Raw genomic sequence first — 16,665 nt, 5'->3', positions numbered from 1 at the left:
AAAATGAAGAAGTTATCCACAATAGGTCACAAATATTGATGCAATATTTACGGAGTTTTTTATCCGTTTTAGAATAAAATGTGGATAACTTTCAAATTTAGACGCTTAGGACTTACAGAAGCACTGTTTTATTATTGTTTATTTGCCAAATCAACGTTAAATGACAAATAAAAAGTCTCCTCCTCATAAACGTTCATGGAAGGAGACTCAAAACTACTTGAGCAAGGGTAATTTTAAAGATGATACTGTAACTTGATAAAGTATCCTCTTCCTCGCGTATTATATCCGTTCAACTCTTGGTAATCAGAGTTAAAAATATTCTCGACCTTTAGTAAAGTTGATAGCTTTTCTGAAATCGAATAACCTACCGTAGCATTAGTTACATTATATCCTGAGATATTGCTACGGTCGAGAGCTCCATACGGTCCCAGATTAGCACTATAATATACATCATCGCGGGCTCCCACATATCGCGAATCAATTTTGATACGCAACTGATCTGTTGCCAAAAAAGTAGCACTCATAAATGCATTCACAGAGGGCCGTCGGGTTAACCCCTCAATTTCCTTTTCTTGGGTAACAAATTGCCCACTTTCATATATTTGCACGTGATTATTTCCCGTATATGACGGATCAACATCAGTCGGTGCAAACGCTAAGGTTGAACGGGTAAGCGAGATATTCCCGTTGATATTTAACCTGGATGTTATACTGGCCTTGGCTGATAACTCTACTCCCTTTATCTGTTGCTCCGAAGCATTAATAAATGTATCACCGCGATAATCCGAATCAGGAAAACTTACGCTTAAGTTTTCTATCGGGGTTTCGCCATTCCACAAATAAACATATTCAATCACATCGGTCACTGTTGTCTTAAAAGCAGAGAGTTCAAAAGAAAACTGATTGCCAACCTCTTGTTTCCACCCAATCTCGTAGGAGACCGATTTTTCGGGAGCCAGATTTTTATTACCGCGATTAGTAAAGCTGTTCGCACCTTTTGAAGGTGAATAAAGCTGATATAGCGAGGGGGCATTAAATCCACTGGTTATCGCTCCATAAAAAAGCGTGGATTCGGTCAGTTGAAGCTTGGGATTAATCTCATAGGTAAAGTGCGAACCAAATTCATCGTGATGGACCAATCTTCCTCCCAATCCTAACGAAAACGAATCTAACTGCTCGGAAAGAACTCCACCATTAATATTAGCATGTCCATAGGCGTTATAAATAACCTCCTTTAATCCCAGGGAATCCAGGTCGGTGGTAGATTCATATACGCCAAACTGAGACCGACTAAAGGTATAATTATGAGTAGACATTGTTTGCCGTGATGTGGAAGCGCCGGCAACAAATCGGATGTGGTCAGCATCGATAATAGCCTTCAATTCATTTTCCCAAAGAGCTCCCTCGGCATTAAGTTCTGTATAAATGCCATCATAATTCCCATTAGCACTTACCAACGACGAATCATTTACAAAATCTCTTTTCAGATCGGAATATGCGCCCTGAAATTCAATTGCTACGCGATCTGATAATTCTACATCCCCACCAAAAGTAAACAGGTCGCGCTCAAATGCAGTATAAGCATTACTGTCATCCTGATATGCGCCCTGATCAACATCACTACGCTGGTCCTCACGCCGGTACGAAGCATAGAACTCATATTTATTAGCCGCATATCCAAGTTTTCCTATTAAATCGAATTTATTAAAATCATCTTGATCCTGTGGATTAAAATTATTGTTACTGCTCAGCGTATCTATGGTTGCATCCAGTCCATTAGTGAGCTGAAAATTGGCCCCTACATTGGCATACCAACCCTGCTCTGTTGAATAATTTGCGAACAAACTGTTTGTAGTAGTATAGGTCCCCTCACCAAACCGTCCATGTTTGGTTTCAGCATTAATATTAAATCCTTCGGTTCCCTCTTTTTTTGTGATGATATTTACAACTCCTCCGATGGCCGATGAGCCATAAAGAGTACTGTGCGAGCCACGAACAATTTCGATTTGCTTGATACCGGTAAGCGAAAGCTCTGAAAGGTCAATGGAGTTATTATTAGTGGAAGGATCGCTAATTCGGACACCGTCAATCATTACGACAGAATGATTGGAATTGGCATTGCGGATAAAACCCTGTTGCAATGATCCCGGGGTTTGACCAGCCCCTATCATATGCAAACCCTGTTGCTGTGCCAGTAGCTCACTGATATTAGTATAAGCAGTATTCTGAATTTCATCCTGCGAAATAACAGTAACATTGCGCCCTACCGATTGTGGCGACTGCTCGTATTTGCTGGCACTGATGATAATTTCGTCCAGCTCATAAATTGTACTATCTTTTTCTCCGCCTTTTTGTTGCGCCAGCGTTGGTGTAGTTATCCATAGAAAAATCCCCAAGGCACACAGCCCTGAAAGTAATTTTTTAGTTGTGATCATAATTTAAAATTTAGGTTACAAATGATGATTAATTCATCATTCGTACCTTTGGGCATCAAACTTGGAAGGTATAAATACGTCCTGAAAGCCAGAAACGACATTTTACTCTTCGCTTTTCTCCCGAAAGCTACGAATGCTGTGCGTTGGCAGGTCTTCTGGCTTGTTCCGCTTTTGACAACCTTCCCGTCCCATCCCGGTCAAACCGAGAGAAACAGTGGTTCAAGAAAGATCAAAAGGTTATGGAACTCACAGCATCGGGGAATGCTCCGGATTTTCTACCCGAATAGTCGGGAAGAGCACCGGATTCCCTTTTAATTCCATCCCGAGAATATTTCGGAAATGGAAACCAATGCACGACTCGAAAATACAGGGCATGCCCAATAAATCAAAACCTTTTGGTTAGATTTTATTTTTGCCTCAATGTCGTCAGCAATTCTTTGATAGAAGAACAATTATAACTGTTTTTTGCTGACATTACCTTCCACTTATATCCCTCTTTTGTTGATGTTGCCTCAACCTGAAGAGAAGTTCCATTATGTTCTACTACTTGATGACCTTCTCTCTCAAGTGCACGCCGTGTCCAGAAGGTCGGCACTGCATCGCCCAATAAATGCACCATCCCTTTTTGAGGATGATGGAGCGTAAAAGAGCCGGTACTGCGATCGAAATCAAAACTATCTTTTTCAAAGACCGATTCAAATGTTCCATCCAGGACAAGATCTTCGGGCGTACCTGTAATTACTTGCCCATCACGGCTGATAAGCCATAAGGTATCAGCAGCTTTAAGGGCCAAATCCAATTCATGAGTGGACAACAAAATGCCTTTTTGGGTATCATGCGCCAGTTTTCGCAACAATCGAATTATTTCTACGCGGTTGGGCAGATCAAGATGTGCTGTGGGTTCGTCGAGTAACACCGCCGAAGTGTCTTGGGCCAACGCCCGTGCAATCATCACTTTTTGACGTTCGCCGTCACTTAAGTGCAAGACATCGCGATCAACAAAATCTTCAATGCCCGCAGATTCTATAGCCCATCGTACTACCTCCTCGTCCTTTTTATTCAGCGACCCAAACCAACCGGTATAGGGCGATCGTCCAAAAGCCACCAACTCATACACACTGATATTTCCGATGGTGATGCGATCCGTTAAGACGGTGCTTATTTTTTGAGCAATTTCTTTTACTCCGAACTGATTCAAATTTTTCCCGTTCAGCAGAACGCTTCCACCTAATGGATTATGCAACCCAGCCAAAGTTCGAATCAAAGTAGATTTTCCTGAACCGTTGGGGCCCAGCAAGCATACAATGTGCCCCCCTTGCAATGCTACATTTATTTTAGTTGCAACCACTGTTGGGGATCTCCTCCGCCCCTTTGCGGGGAATCCGATAGTAAGGTCCCGGGTCGATATAATGGTGTTCCCTATTTCCATCAAAATGATGCCTGCAGGTTTTTGCGCTGGATAATAACCCAAATTACAACCGGCGATCCCACCATCGATGTAACAGCACTTATGGGAAGCGTCGTTGTTGAACCGGGAACCTGGGCAATAATATCACAAGCAAGCAATAAGATAGCCCCCATTAATAATGTAGCTGGAATTAACACACGGTGGTCGTTCGTTCCCATCAACGATCGGGTAAGATGCGGCACAGCAATACCCACGAAACCAATAGGTCCACAGAATGCAGTGATACCACCCGCCAATAAACTTGTACTTACAATTATCCAAATTCGAGATCCGGAAACGGATAATCCCATACTGCGAGCATAATTTTCTCCCAACAGAAGTCCATTTAGCGGCTTTGAAAGTACCATCGCAATCCCGCCCCCAATGAATGCCACAACAGCCAATATCCACAGCTGATCCAAGGGCACACCGCCAAGGCTGCCAAATGTCCAAATCAGGTAGTCCTGTATTTGTTCGGGACGACTAAAATATTGCCAGATGCTTACCAACGCAATCGTTAGATTTCCAATCATCAAACCAATGATTAAGAGCGTTACATTATCACGCACTTTAATGGATATAAGCAAGATGAGCAGTAGCACTGCCGCGGCCCCCAAACTGGCTGCAATCACAATAACCCAGCTGCCTAAAGCCGACAACTGTTGAATGGCAAAAATACTGGTGATGGTTCCACCGGCCAGCATCACAATGGCAACTCCCAAGCTGGCACCAGCCGTAATACCCAGCACCGACGGGCCGGCAAGCGGATTACGGAAAAGTGTTTGCATGAGTAACCCACCTACTGATAACGCACTGCCGGCCAAAATCGCTGTCACTACGCGTGGAATACGGATGTTAATTACAATTTTATTCCAGGCTTGGTTGGTCGCTTCTTCGCCAATCAAAATTTGTACAATATCGCCCAACGGGATATCTACCGAACCCAGCGCCAAATTAATCAGCAAAAGTGCAGCAAGACCGACAATCAACAGCCCAAAATAGAGCGGACGAATCCCCGTCTTATGCCGTGGCGTTATGTCTGCAGTATTATTGGCCATCATTCGATTTTCTGATAATAGTAGAGCTGATGGTCGGGCAGCTGCTGAGGATGAAAAATTTTAATGAGATCAGCCAGTACTCTTTCCGGATGTACCGCCCCCGATTCCCAAAAATCATTTCCTCCTGACGCACTAACTCGCTTATTATTATTGTAGATTTCACCCGTTTGAAAAGCTTTGAAATCTTTAAAACGAGAATCTTTAGCCAAAATATCCTCCTTGCTCTTTGCAGCACCAGGATTGATCCAAATATCTGCCCCCAGTCCAATCTCATAGATCACTTCAAAATCCATTCGTAACCCCCCAGTCTCTTCGGAATTGTACCATGGATAATCGGCTCCGGCATCCTTTAAAAACTGAGCAATAAAGCTTTCTCCACCAGATACAAACCATGCCCCTTTATAAGGCATATTATTGATAACCAACGGCTTATCTTTTTTCTCTCTTACCTTGGACTTGAGACGTTTATACTCTTTGACAACTGCATTAAACTTTTTGTTAGCTGATTTTTCCTTATTCAACAACGCTGCCAAAACTTTAACCCATTCCGCTTTTCCGAGTGGAGTAGTTTCCAACCACTCTGAGTTGACTACCACATCAATATCAGAATCCATCAAAATTCTAATATTATCGAATTGTGATGACTGACCACCGGAAACCATAAGCAAATCGGGATCCATCGACAGTACCTTCTCCTTGTTTAATTCTCCTTTCGGCAGACTTACCATTTCCTTCTGTTCCAGGCGCCGTTTAATAGCCTCATTATAAACATAGTCCGCCCCGACCATTCCAGTTATAATATCCGTGGCATCAAGCATTTCGGCCAAGCCAATATGGGTGGTAGACGTTGCCAACAGGCTTCTAATGGGGATGGGAACTTCCGTTGTATTTTCAATTTTCACTTCATCAGCAATATCACGGGGTACTAACGAATATCGAAGCGTGTCTACTTGGTCTTGAAAAGGCTTTAGAATCTCCAGCAACTTGTGATTGTTGTGATAAGTAATTCTGAAACCTTCCGCATATTCTGCCTTAAGAGAATCAGAAAAATGTACTTCTGCGGGATTCTTGGGCTGATCAGACTGCTCAGCTTTTTGACCTGTATCACATCCCCCCATAAAAAGGGAAAGCAATAATCCCAACAAAAACACAGCCTTATATAGATAAAGTAAGCGTATTCGAATCATGGACTTAGCTTTTCTTCCCGAAAGCATGTTGCCGTCATCAATACCGGCAGGTCTTCTGGCTTACTCCACTTTCGACAACCTTCCCGTCCCAAAACGTTGGAACAGTGGTTTATGAAGGATCAAAAGCTTACGGAGTTTACAGCAGCGGGGACTGCTCCGGACTATCTTGAATATATTCGAGAGCACCGGATTCCCATTTTAACCGCATTTAAAAGTAAAATACGGACCTGTATTGAATCAGTAAATAAAATTATAATCTGCTCATGATAATAACGGTATTAATATTGAGAAGCCAATTTTGAATAACCGTATTACTCCCTACTCTGTTATTTTAAAGGATGTAATTCAGCTTCCATTTCTGCGATACTCTTTTATATTACTCATCAAACTTTCACCAACCTTACTACCATGAGCAACCGATATATCATTCTTGCATTGGGATTATTCCTTGGCTTTCTGCTGGCTTTTACTTCTATTCATTTTTTAGATGATGAGATTACGCCCCAGGTTATTTCCGAAGCTTCAAAATTAATTGGTATTGACTTTACGGTCGCTGAGCGCGATTCAATGATTACCGAACTGGAATCAAATCGGGAATCATACCAAAGCATCCGCAATCTTGAACTGAATAATAAAATTCCACCGGCACTAAATTTTAACCCTATTCCTCCGGGTAAAACCCTCCACAAAACAGCGCAACCCAACAATTGGAATATACCGGAGGATGTAAACTTGCCGGAGAAACAAACCGATCTGGCTTTTTACACCGTTGAGGAATTGGCCTCGCTGATAAAGCAACGCAAAATCTCCTCCACCGAACTCACAAAGTTTTACCTTAATCGGATTGAACAATACAATGATACCCTTAAAGCGATCATTACTGTAACCGAAGAATTGGCTTTAGAGCAGGCCAAGAAGATGGACGAGGAACTTACCAACGGAAATTATCGCGGTCCGTTGCACGGCATTCCGTACGGTCTTAAGGATTTATTTTCAGTAAAAGGATATAAAACCACTTGGGGAGCCACGCCTTACAAAGATCAACAAATTGACCAAACGGCTACGGTAGCTAAAAAACTGGAAGAGGCCGGAGCTGTTCTTATTGCTAAAACAACCTTGGGCGCCCTGGCCTTCGGCGATGTGTGGTTTGATGGCAAAACCAAGAACCCATGGAATCTTGAACAGGGATCGAGCGGTTCATCAGCAGGCTCGGCAGCAGGTACGTCAGCCGGGCTCTTCCCCTTTGCAATCGGAACCGAGACCTGGGGATCAATTATATCCCCATCCAACAGAACCGGAACAACCGGGCTGCGGCCCACCTTTGGGCGCGTAAGTCGTCACGGCGCAATGGCCCTGAGCTGGAGCATGGACAAAGTTGGGCCCATTACTCGATCGGCCAAAGATGCTGCCTTGGTTTTTGATGCTATTTACGGACCTGACGGCCACGACCAAACTGTTGTCAATGTTCCTTTTAATTATCAGAACGATATTGATTTTAGTACCCTGGATATTGGGTATCTAAAATCGGCCTTTGAAAGCGATTATGATAATCGACAAAGAGACAGCCTTACACTGGCAGCACTCAAAAACCTTGGAGCAAATCTCACTCCTATCGAACTCCCCGACTTTCCCACCAATGATCTAAGTTTTGTTTTAACAGCCGAGGGTGCCGCAGCCTTTGATCAGCTTACCCTGTCAAACAAAGACGATCAAATGGTGCGCCAAGGCAAGTCTGCCTGGCCAAACCTTTTTCGATCCGCCCGTTTTATTCCCGCCGTAGAATATATTCAAGCTAACCGGGCGCGGCAGCTTCTGATCCAAAAAATGGATTCGCTGATGCAAAAAGTGGATTTGTATATATCCCCTACTTATGGCGGTAACAATCTGCTGCTCACTAACCTTACCGGGCATCCATCCGTTATTGTTCCCAATGGTTTTACGGATGAAAATCAACCCACAAGCATTACATTCATTGGTGATTTGTTTGATGAAGGCCTATTAATAGGCGTTGCAGAAGAATATCAACAGGCTACTGATTTTCATACTCAGCATCCCGAAATGTTTACTCAATAATTACTCCTTATATCTTTTCAAAGGCTGCATGATTCTATTTCATGCAGCCTTTTTATATTCCTCCCTTTTTAAAAATTCAGCTCCCATCATATAAAAAATCGTAACTTTTTTTCTGATCTATCCGTAAGGCAACACAGATAGTTCTTAATCGGAATCTCTCAAAATCAGAAATATTACATGAAGACGTTAAAAAGTTGGGTTGTTTTAGGATCACTGTTTTGCGTGTCAATAGTAACCAGTTCCTGCAGTACAGAATCACAGTCAAAAAATGTAAGTGATGAAGATTCCACCTCTGCTATTCCTGTGGAAATTGCCAAGGCAACAAATGGTGAAATTTCGGCTTACTATTCAAGCACCGCAACACTTGAAGCTGAGGACGAAGCTACGGTAGTTTCAAAAGTCCGGGGAATGGTAACGGAGATCAATGTAGAAGAAGGTGATTTTGTAAATGCTGATGAGGTGCTTGCCCAATTGGAAGATGAACAGTTGGAATTAGAAGCTAAACGAGCCAAAGCTACGATGGATCGTCTGAAAAATGAGCTTATCAGAAAAGAAGAGCTTTTTAACAAGAACCTAATCAGTGCACAGGAATTTGAAAACGCTAAGTATGAATATCAGGCCCAGAAATCAGAATACGAGTTGGCACAACTTAAGATTAAGAACTCAAAAATCAGGGCTCCTATTAAGGGGGTTATCTCAGATCGGCTGATTAAAGTGGGCAATATGATTAATACCGATCAGGAAGTTTTTGAAATTACTGATTTCGATCCCATACTGGCTGTTCTTAAAGTCCCCGAGCATGAAATGTCTAAAATTGAAAAGGGCCAGCAAGCCCTGTTACAGGTTGATGCCATCAAAAATGAGACTTTTGAAGGAAAGGTACTGCGCGTTAGTCCGACGGTAAATCCAGAAACAGGGACTTTTGAAGTCACCGTATCCATCCGCGATGAATCCAAACAGTTAAGACCGGGGATGTTCGGTCGCGTGCGTATTGTTTACGACACCCATAATGATGCCCTCATGATTCCCAAAAATGCAGTCATCCAAGAGGACGGAATGAACAGTGTGTACGTCATCAAAAATAGTATGGCTTATCGCAGAAATGTAAAAACTGGTTACTCTAATGGGAATAATATTGAAGTACTTGAAGGATTGGCTCCATCCGACACGGTGGTAACTATTGGACAAAGTAGTCTCCAAGACAGTGCTTTGGTCGAAATTGTATCTTTATAATAATCAACAGCTTATCATTATCATCTAAAGAGATTCACTATGAAATTGATCGACTTTTCCATCAGACGCAAGGTCACCATTGCCATGTTTACGATCGGTATTATTCTTTTTGGAATGGTTTCACTGAGCCGGCTCAATATCAATCTACTGCCTGAGTTAAGTTACCCGACACTTACGGTACGGACTGATTTTGAAGGAGCAGCACCCGCTGAAGTCGAAAACCTGGTCAGCAAACCTATTGAAGAAGCCTTAGGTGTAGTGAAAAATGTACAGCAGGTGCGCTCCATTTCTCGATCCGGACAATCAGATGTGACGTTGGAATTTGCCTGGGGAACCGATATGGATTTTGCCAGTATTGATGTTCGCGAAAAACTGGATGCTTTGCAGTTACCACTGGAAGTTGATCGGCCGGTAATATTACGTTTCGATCCTTCCCTCGATCCTATCATGCGATACGCTTTTTACATAAAGGATAAAAAACCGGATCAGCAGCAAAACATTAACTTTGCCAACTATCAGGAACAGGAATCGGACTCTCAAATCAGTAGGCTCAAGCAACTGCGCCGCTATGCTGATGAGCAGATAAAAAAAGATTTACAATCGGCACTGGGTGTTGCCTCCATTAAGATCAGTGGTGGACTGGAGGAAGAAATCGAGGTGGCCGTTAATCAGGATCGATTATCGCACCTGGGAATTTCAATCGGCCAAATTACACAGGTACTTGGAGCGGAAAATGTAAACCTTTCGGGCGGCCGCCTAGAAGAAGGTACACAACAATATCTGGTACGGACACTTAACCAGTTTCAATCTGTTGATAACATCAAAGATGTGGTGGTGAGCAGCCAAGATGGAAATCCCGTTTATTTAAAAGATCTTGCCGAAATCACCCAAGGTTATAAAGAACGCGAAGCCATAACACGGCTTAACGGTCAGGAGGCGGTAGAAATAGCCATTTACAAAGAGGGTGACGCCAATACCGTTAATGTTGCCAAAAATGTAAAAGCGCAGATGGATAACCTTTCAGAACGCCTTCCAGAAGGAATGGCAATGACCAAGGTTTTTGATCAATCTACATTCATTTCTTCTGCAGTGAGTGAAGTTGTTGATGCGGGAATAATCGGTGGTATCTTAGCGATAATAATTCTTTACCTTTTTCTTCGTAACCTATGGGCAACAGTTATTATTTCTCTTTCTATTCCGGTGTCAGTCATTGCCACTTTTAATTTGATGTATGGCAATGATATCACCCTGAATATCATGTCACTGGGTGGTATAGCACTCGGGATCGGCTTACTGGTTGATAACTCCATTGTCGTGCTTGAAAATATTGCTCGTCATCGCGAGATGGGTAAGAACCCTTTGAAAGCTGCCAGTGATGGTGCGGGGGAAGTAGGTATGGCTGTGGTTGCTTCTACCCTCACAACTATTGCTGTATTCTTTCCACTGGTCTTCGTCCATGGTATAGCCGGACAACTTTTTCGTGATCAGGCACTGACGGTAACGTTCTCCCTACTTGCTTCATTGATTGTTGCCATTACCCTGATTCCCATGCTTTCCTCATTAGCGGGAAGAGAAAAATCAGAAGTTGAGAAACCAAAGCTAAAAGAACCTAAAACAAAAGCAGGCGGATGGATGCGGACCGCCCGTATTTTCGTCTTTGAAACCATCCCAACCAATATTATTAAAGGGGGATCTAAAGTCGTCAATATTTTCAGCAAAGGGACTATGTTCGTATTAAATCCTATTTTAAATGCTTTTGAAAATTGGTTTTCGTCTCTGGAAGACAAATATCCGACCGTTTTACGATGGTCGCTACGCCATCGCTTTATAGTCATCACCTTTGCATTTTTGAGTCTCTTAGGATCTCTAATGCTGGTCCCCCAATTGGGAATGGAACTTATCCCCTCCCTTTCGCAGGGAGAGTTTAACGTCGAATTCAACCTTCCCCCGGGGACTCCTATCGAGCAGACTGATAAAGCTCTACAGCAAGTGCAACAAGCTGCCCAGGATATAAATCCTATCCGAACGACCTTTGCCGTAGCCGGGACAGGTAATCAGATGGACGCCAATCCAAATCAGGGGGGCGAAAACTGGGGTGAATTGAAGGTAACACTTGCAAGCGGGGCAGGTCGATCTCTTGAAGCAACCACCATGGATGAATTGCGAACTGATTTACGACGTATACCGGGCTTAAACTACAAGTTTTCACGACCAGCCCTATTTACATTTAAAACTCCGGTCGAGGTCGAAATATCCGGTTATAATTTAGATGATTTAAAAAAGGTAAGCGATGAAATTCTCCAAAAACTATCTACCAACGAACGTTTTGCCGATGTAAAATCTACAATGGAGCAAGGTAGTCCCGAGATACAAATAACTTTTGATCGTCCGAAAGCATCCTCACTTGGCTTGCAGGTACACGAAGTGGCCGATCTCGTAGTCAGTAAGGTACGGGGAGATGTCGCAACCCGATATTCTTGGAGAGATCAAAAAATTGATGTACTGGTGCGTGCTAAAAAGAAGGATCGTTCCTCAATTGAGGATATCCAAAATATCATCATCAATCCCAATAGCAAATCTCCGGTTCCGTTATCCAGTATTGCCAATGTTAAAGTCGCAACGGGGCCAAGTGAAATTCGTCGGGCCGCCCAACAACGGGTTGCTATTGTCTCAGCGAACTTAAATTACGGTGATCTTGCTACTGCTGCAGATGAAATACGAAATGTAATAGATGAAACAGCAATTCCAATGGGAGTGCAAGCACAAGTTACTGGTCAAAACGAAGAGATGGCTGATTCATTCCGATCACTCCTTTTTGCCCTCTCACTGGCCATATTTCTGGTTTATTTGGTCATGGCTTCTCAGTTTGAGTCGCTACTCCACCCATTCATCATCCTATTTACCATTCCACTGGCCCTGGTGGGTGCTATCCTTGGTTTATGGATTACGGGATCAACAATTAGCGTCGTCGTTTTTATCGGATTAATACTACTGGCCGGCATTGTGGTGAATAATGCTATTGTACTAATCGATCTGATTAACCAATATCGTGATCGAGGAATGAATAAAATCAAAGCCATCCTTGAAGGCGGAAAATCACGCCTTCGTCCCATTGTTATGACTACATTGACAACTACACTGGGATTACTCCCGCTGGCTATCGGATTCGGTGATGGCTCCGAACTTCGAGCCCCTATGGCCATCACGGTCATCGCAGGACTCATCGTCTCAACCCTGCTTACGCTTATTGTGATTCCAACCATGTACGCCATTATGGACCGCAAGGTCTACAAACAGAAACCGGCACTTGATCAATCCAACAGCTAAAACGGAGGAACAACCATTATGAAATTCACTGATCTTTCGTTACGACGGCCGGTAACCACGATGATGATATTCATCAGTTTTGTGATTATTGGAATTATTGCCAGTCGTATGGTGCCCCTGGAATATTTTCCGGATATCTCTTTTCCTGGAGCTTACATTAGTGTCCCCTATCAGAACTCAACACCCGAAGAAGTTGACCGCAATATAACGCGTCCCATTGAAGAGGCTATTGCTACCATCAGCGGTATTGAACAGATAAGCTCAAACTCGAGCGAAAACCAGGCGGGCATTTTTGTAAAGTTTGAGATGGGGTCTGATATCAGCTTGAAAGCGATGGAACTGAAAGAAAAAATCGACGGTATCCGTAATCAGTTGCCGGATGATCTTGAACGCTTTACCATCAATAAATTCTCTGCGCAGGATAATCCGATGATGAACCTGCGAATTTCCAGCGAACGAGACCTCTCAAACGCCTATGATCTCTTAGATCGCAATCTTAAACAACGTATCGAACGCATACAGGGCGTAGCTAAGGTAGATTTATATGGCGTTGAGAAAAAACAAATCAGAATTGAGCTGATCCCAGAGCGTCTAAAATCACACAATATTAATCTCAACGAGCTTGCCGAAAGGCTGCAGCGCAGTAACTTCTCGGTAACGGCCGGAAAAGTTGAAGACGCCGGTAAACGATACCTTGTGCGGCCAACAGGAGAGATTACTGAACCGGCCGAGTTCGCTAATCTTGTTGTAGGCCCCAATGATCTAAAGTTAAGAGATATCGCTACGGTTGGCTATGGTAGTCCCGAACGCGATTATGGCCGTCATCTTGACCAAAAATATGCTATCGGCCTGGATATCTTTAAAGAATCCGGTGCCAACACTGTTAAAGTTGGTGATCGCGTAATTGCCGAAATTGATGAAGTTAACAAGCTGCCGGAAATGCGGGGCATTAAGATATTTGAGATGCACAACCAAGCAACGGGAATCATCAGCTCGCTTACCGAACTATTTAAAGCCGGACTGTTGGGCGCCCTGTTTTCGGTCATCATTCTGTATCTCTTCTTACGGCGCATTAGTACAACTTTAATTGTAGCCCTGGCTGTACCCTTTTCGTTGATTGTTACCCTTGGTCTGCTCTACTTTATGGAACTTTCACTCAACATCCTTTCCATGATGGGATTGATGCTGGCGGTGGGTATGCTCGTTGACAATGCGGTAGTAGTTACCGAGAATATCCATCGTAACCAGAATCTGATGGATGATAAAACTGAAGCTATAAAACGCGGTGTTAAGCAGGTTGGAATGGCTGTTACCGCAGGTACATTAACAACAATTATTGTTTTTCTGCCCAATATCATTAGTGAAGATTCGATGATCGCCATACAGCTTTATCATGTTGCCATTACGATTATTTTAGCACTTGCAGCATCCCTGCTGATTTCGTTAACCGTTATCCCCCTACTGACTTCCAAAATATCTCCTCCTGAAAAAAAGGAACAAACAGATTGGTTGGATAGGTTACAAAATTGGTATGGTGGCATGCTCAGCTGGTTGCTCAAGCGCAGATATCTGTCCGTAGCCTTGATATTAGGTACCCTATTAAGTGTAGCCATCCCAATGAACGCCGTAAATGTTGAAATGTTCGGAGCTTCAGAATCACGAGAACTCCGATTGCATTACAATCTTAATGATACCTATACCCTTGAAACGGTTGAAAAATCGGTTACTCGTGTTGAAGAATTTCTCTATGCCAATAAGAAAGACCTCGAAATTGATGCTGTTTACTCCTATTTCGAAACCGGTTCGGCAACTTCAACCATCCTTTTGACAGATGACGAAGACGCTCAAAAAGATGTTACCGTGATTAAAAAGGAAATTGAAGAAAAAATGCCTAAGCTCGCCATTGGTGCCCCTTCTTTTGAGTACCGAGATCGTACCGGAGGGGAACAGCTGCGAGTCTTTGTAATTGGCGAATCAACTGAGGTACTATCTGACCTTGCAAAAGAAGTTGAACGACGCTTAGAGGACATTCCAGGCCTTGCTGATGTCCGATCCGAAGCAGAAACCGGAACTGAAGAAGTCCAAGTTCAAGTTAACCGAGAACGAGCACGCAATATGGGGGTATCTTCTCAGCAAATTGCCAGTTTGGTATCCAATTCAATGCGAGGAATGAATTTACGACGGGTCCGCGGTGAACATGGAGAAACAGATGTAGTACTGGCCATTCAGAAATCTGACCGAAAAACAATACAGGACCTGATGCAATTGCCTGTTAGCATTGGCAATGGGAAGTCGGCACAATTGGCATCGCTGGCCGATTATAAAATGGATCGAGGACCAAGAACAATACAGCGTGAAGATCGACAAACATCACTGGGTATTACGATCAATCTTGATGGTATAACCATGGATAAAGCGAAAGAGCGCATTTTCCCGGTGTTAGATCAAATAAATTATCCTTCCGGCTACGGGTGGAACAAAGGCCGCAGTTTTCAGCAGGATCAGGAGGCCATGGACGAAATGATGGTAAACATACTGTTGGCCATGTTTTTAATCTACTTGGTGATGGCATCGCTCTTTGAATCAGTTCTATTTCCCTCCAGCATTATCACTTCCATATTTTTTGGTATCGTCGGAGTATTCTGGTTCTTCTTTATTACCGGAACTACTTTCTCGTTTATGGCAATGATCGGCATTCTTATTTTGATGGGGATCGTAGTTAATAATGGAATCGTACTGATTGATCATATCCATCAGCTCCGAGAAATGGGACTATCCAGATTTGAAGCTATTATTAAAGGTTGTAAAGATCGTATGCGTCCTATTTTAATGACCGCCGGAACAACTGTACTTGGATTGGTACCACTTTGCTTTGGAACCACACAAATTGGCGGTGACGGGCCGCCCTACTATCCCATGGCACGTGCTATCGTCGGCGGACTAACGTTTTCTACGGTCGTTACCCTCATAATTTTACCAGCTATCTATCTTATCCTTGATGATATTAAATTATGGGGAAATCGGGTTTGGCGTATGGGCCAAAGCAAATAATCCTATAACCACACTCCGAGTCATAGGTAAAGATCCCCGGTACTTTAGAAGTATTGGGGATTTCTTTTTTCGGATGCCTGCCAGTATTGTTTACTTTCCTTTTTTAATTACAATAGACTACTGTGAGCGACTTAACCTTTCAAGAACAATTCAAAATCAGAGCCTCGGAGATTGATATCAATCAACAGGCCACACTACCCGCCATCTGTAATTTACTGCAGGAAGTTGCCGGGAACCATGCTCGAAAGCTTCAATTTGATATTACTGACTTGCAACAAGATGAACTTACCTGGGTTCTACATCGGCTCAATGTTAAAATTGACCGCTTTCCCAAGTGGAGAGAAAAAGTAATTATTAAAACCTGGCCTTCAAGCGGCGATGGACTTCGTGCCTACCGCGACTTTTTAATTATGGATAAAAACGGAAAAATCATCGGCAAATCGTTGAGTTATTGGCTCATCATGAATATTCAGAGTCGCCGTCCCACGCGTATTCCGGAAGAAATTTTACAACTGGCTCCCGATGAAACCGACCATGTACTCCCTGTTACCAAAGCCGGTTTCACTGATTTAGATCAAGCAGATTACTCACAACAATTTGAAGTTCGAAAATCCGATCTTGATCTTAATCAGCACGTCAATAATGTTCGCTATGTTGAATGGGCTCTTTCCTGTTTGCCGGAAAATGCTTCTGTTAGCGAGATAGACATTAAATTTATGGCTGAATCGGTTCTTGATGATACTATTTTAGCTGAATCAAATAAGGTTTCAACTGATTCAAACAAGCCCTCTTTCAATCATCAGATACGAAGAATATCGGATAATAAAGTTTTAGCAAAAGCGATCTCAAATTAA

Annotated in this window: 9 protein-coding genes and 2 riboswitches; of the genes, 5 read left to right on the top strand and 4 right to left on the bottom strand. The window is 43.0% G+C overall.

What is annotated here, in order from left to right; genetic code table 11:
• Nucleotides 1–233: 233 nt before the first annotated feature.
• The 4 genes from ACQ76V_RS01370 to ACQ76V_RS01355 all read right to left on the bottom strand — a co-directional run bounded on the left by ACQ76V_RS01370 (nucleotide 234) and on the right by ACQ76V_RS01355 (nucleotide 6,127).
• Nucleotides 234–2,435 (bottom strand): TonB-dependent receptor plug domain-containing protein, encoded by a 2,202-nt coding sequence (locus tag ACQ76V_RS01370; protein WP_440998670.1) that lies wholly within the window; start codon nucleotides 2,433–2,435, stop codon nucleotides 234–236.
• A 128-nt stretch (nucleotides 2,436–2,563) separates the two neighbouring features.
• Nucleotides 2,564–2,801: riboswitch (cobalamin riboswitch) on the bottom strand.
• Between the two features lie 40 nt (nucleotides 2,802–2,841).
• Complete coding sequence (locus ACQ76V_RS01365) at nucleotides 2,842–3,864, bottom strand: ABC transporter ATP-binding protein (protein ID WP_440998669.1); 1,023 nt, start codon at nucleotides 3,862–3,864, stop codon at nucleotides 2,842–2,844.
• A complete protein-coding gene (locus tag ACQ76V_RS01360) occupies nucleotides 3,864–4,940 on the bottom strand; it encodes an iron chelate uptake ABC transporter family permease subunit (RefSeq protein WP_440999019.1) in 1,077 nt (358 codons plus the stop codon). The genes ACQ76V_RS01365 and ACQ76V_RS01360 overlap by 1 nt, the downstream gene beginning before the upstream one ends.
• Nucleotides 4,940–6,127: an ABC transporter substrate-binding protein gene (locus ACQ76V_RS01355; protein WP_440998668.1), complete on the bottom strand. Its 1,188-nt coding sequence runs from the start codon at nucleotides 6,125–6,127 to the stop codon at nucleotides 4,940–4,942. Before ACQ76V_RS01355 ends, ACQ76V_RS01360 begins: the two co-directional genes overlap by 1 nt.
• Nucleotides 6,128–6,155: 28 nt before the next feature.
• Nucleotides 6,156–6,373: riboswitch (cobalamin riboswitch) on the bottom strand.
• Between the two features lie 162 nt (nucleotides 6,374–6,535).
• On the opposite strand from ACQ76V_RS01355, the gene ACQ76V_RS01350 reads away from it, so the two are divergent.
• The 5 genes from ACQ76V_RS01350 to ACQ76V_RS01330 all read left to right on the top strand — a co-directional run bounded on the left by ACQ76V_RS01350 (nucleotide 6,536) and on the right by ACQ76V_RS01330 (nucleotide 16,665).
• Nucleotides 6,536–8,200 carry an amidase gene (locus tag ACQ76V_RS01350; protein ID WP_440998667.1) on the top strand — a complete coding sequence of 555 codons (1,665 nt, stop codon included), beginning with the start codon at nucleotides 6,536–6,538 and terminating at the stop codon, nucleotides 8,198–8,200.
• A 177-nt stretch (nucleotides 8,201–8,377) separates the two neighbouring features.
• Nucleotides 8,378–9,433: an efflux RND transporter periplasmic adaptor subunit gene (locus ACQ76V_RS01345; RefSeq protein ID WP_440998666.1), complete on the top strand. Its 1,056-nt coding sequence runs from the start codon at nucleotides 8,378–8,380 to the stop codon at nucleotides 9,431–9,433.
• Between the two features lie 39 nt (nucleotides 9,434–9,472).
• Nucleotides 9,473–12,760, top strand: coding sequence for an efflux RND transporter permease subunit (locus tag ACQ76V_RS01340; RefSeq protein WP_440998665.1), 3,288 nt, complete (start codon nucleotides 9,473–9,475; stop codon nucleotides 12,758–12,760).
• An 18-nt stretch (nucleotides 12,761–12,778) separates the two neighbouring features.
• Nucleotides 12,779–15,811, top strand: coding sequence for an efflux RND transporter permease subunit (locus ACQ76V_RS01335; protein WP_440998664.1), 3,033 nt, complete (start codon nucleotides 12,779–12,781; stop codon nucleotides 15,809–15,811).
• A gap of 122 nt (nucleotides 15,812–15,933) precedes the next feature.
• Nucleotides 15,934–16,665, top strand: coding sequence for an acyl-[acyl-carrier-protein] thioesterase (locus tag ACQ76V_RS01330; RefSeq protein WP_440998663.1), 732 nt, complete (start codon nucleotides 15,934–15,936; stop codon nucleotides 16,663–16,665).

The sequence above is a fragment of the Fodinibius sp. SL11 genome (genome assembly GCF_052060035.1).
Taxonomy (GTDB): Bacteria; Bacteroidota; Rhodothermia; order Balneolales; family Balneolaceae; genus Fodinibius.
The sequence above is the reverse complement of the archived record's forward strand: the minus strand, read 5'-3'. Positions and strand labels throughout refer to the sequence as shown.

Excerpts from the sequence above, each read along its gene's own strand:
- ACQ76V_RS01370 (WP_440998670.1), bottom strand. The coding sequence starts at position 2,435 with ATGATCACAACTAAAAAATTACTTTCAGGGCTGTGTGCCTTGGGGATT.
- ACQ76V_RS01350 (WP_440998667.1), top strand. The coding sequence starts at position 6,536 with ATGAGCAACCGATATATCATTCTTGCATTGGGATTATTCCTTGGCTTT.
- ACQ76V_RS01345 (WP_440998666.1), top strand. The coding sequence starts at position 8,378 with ATGAAGACGTTAAAAAGTTGGGTTGTTTTAGGATCACTGTTTTGCGTG.
- ACQ76V_RS01360 (WP_440999019.1), bottom strand. The coding sequence starts at position 4,940 with ATGGCCAATAATACTGCAGACATAACGCCACGGCATAAGACGGGGATT.
- ACQ76V_RS01340 (WP_440998665.1), top strand. The coding sequence starts at position 9,473 with ATGAAATTGATCGACTTTTCCATCAGACGCAAGGTCACCATTGCCATG.
- ACQ76V_RS01355 (WP_440998668.1), bottom strand. The coding sequence starts at position 6,127 with ATGATTCGAATACGCTTACTTTATCTATATAAGGCTGTGTTTTTGTTG.
- ACQ76V_RS01365 (WP_440998669.1), bottom strand. The coding sequence starts at position 3,864 with ATGGAAATAGGGAACACCATTATATCGACCCGGGACCTTACTATCGGA.
- ACQ76V_RS01335 (WP_440998664.1), top strand. The coding sequence starts at position 12,779 with ATGAAATTCACTGATCTTTCGTTACGACGGCCGGTAACCACGATGATG.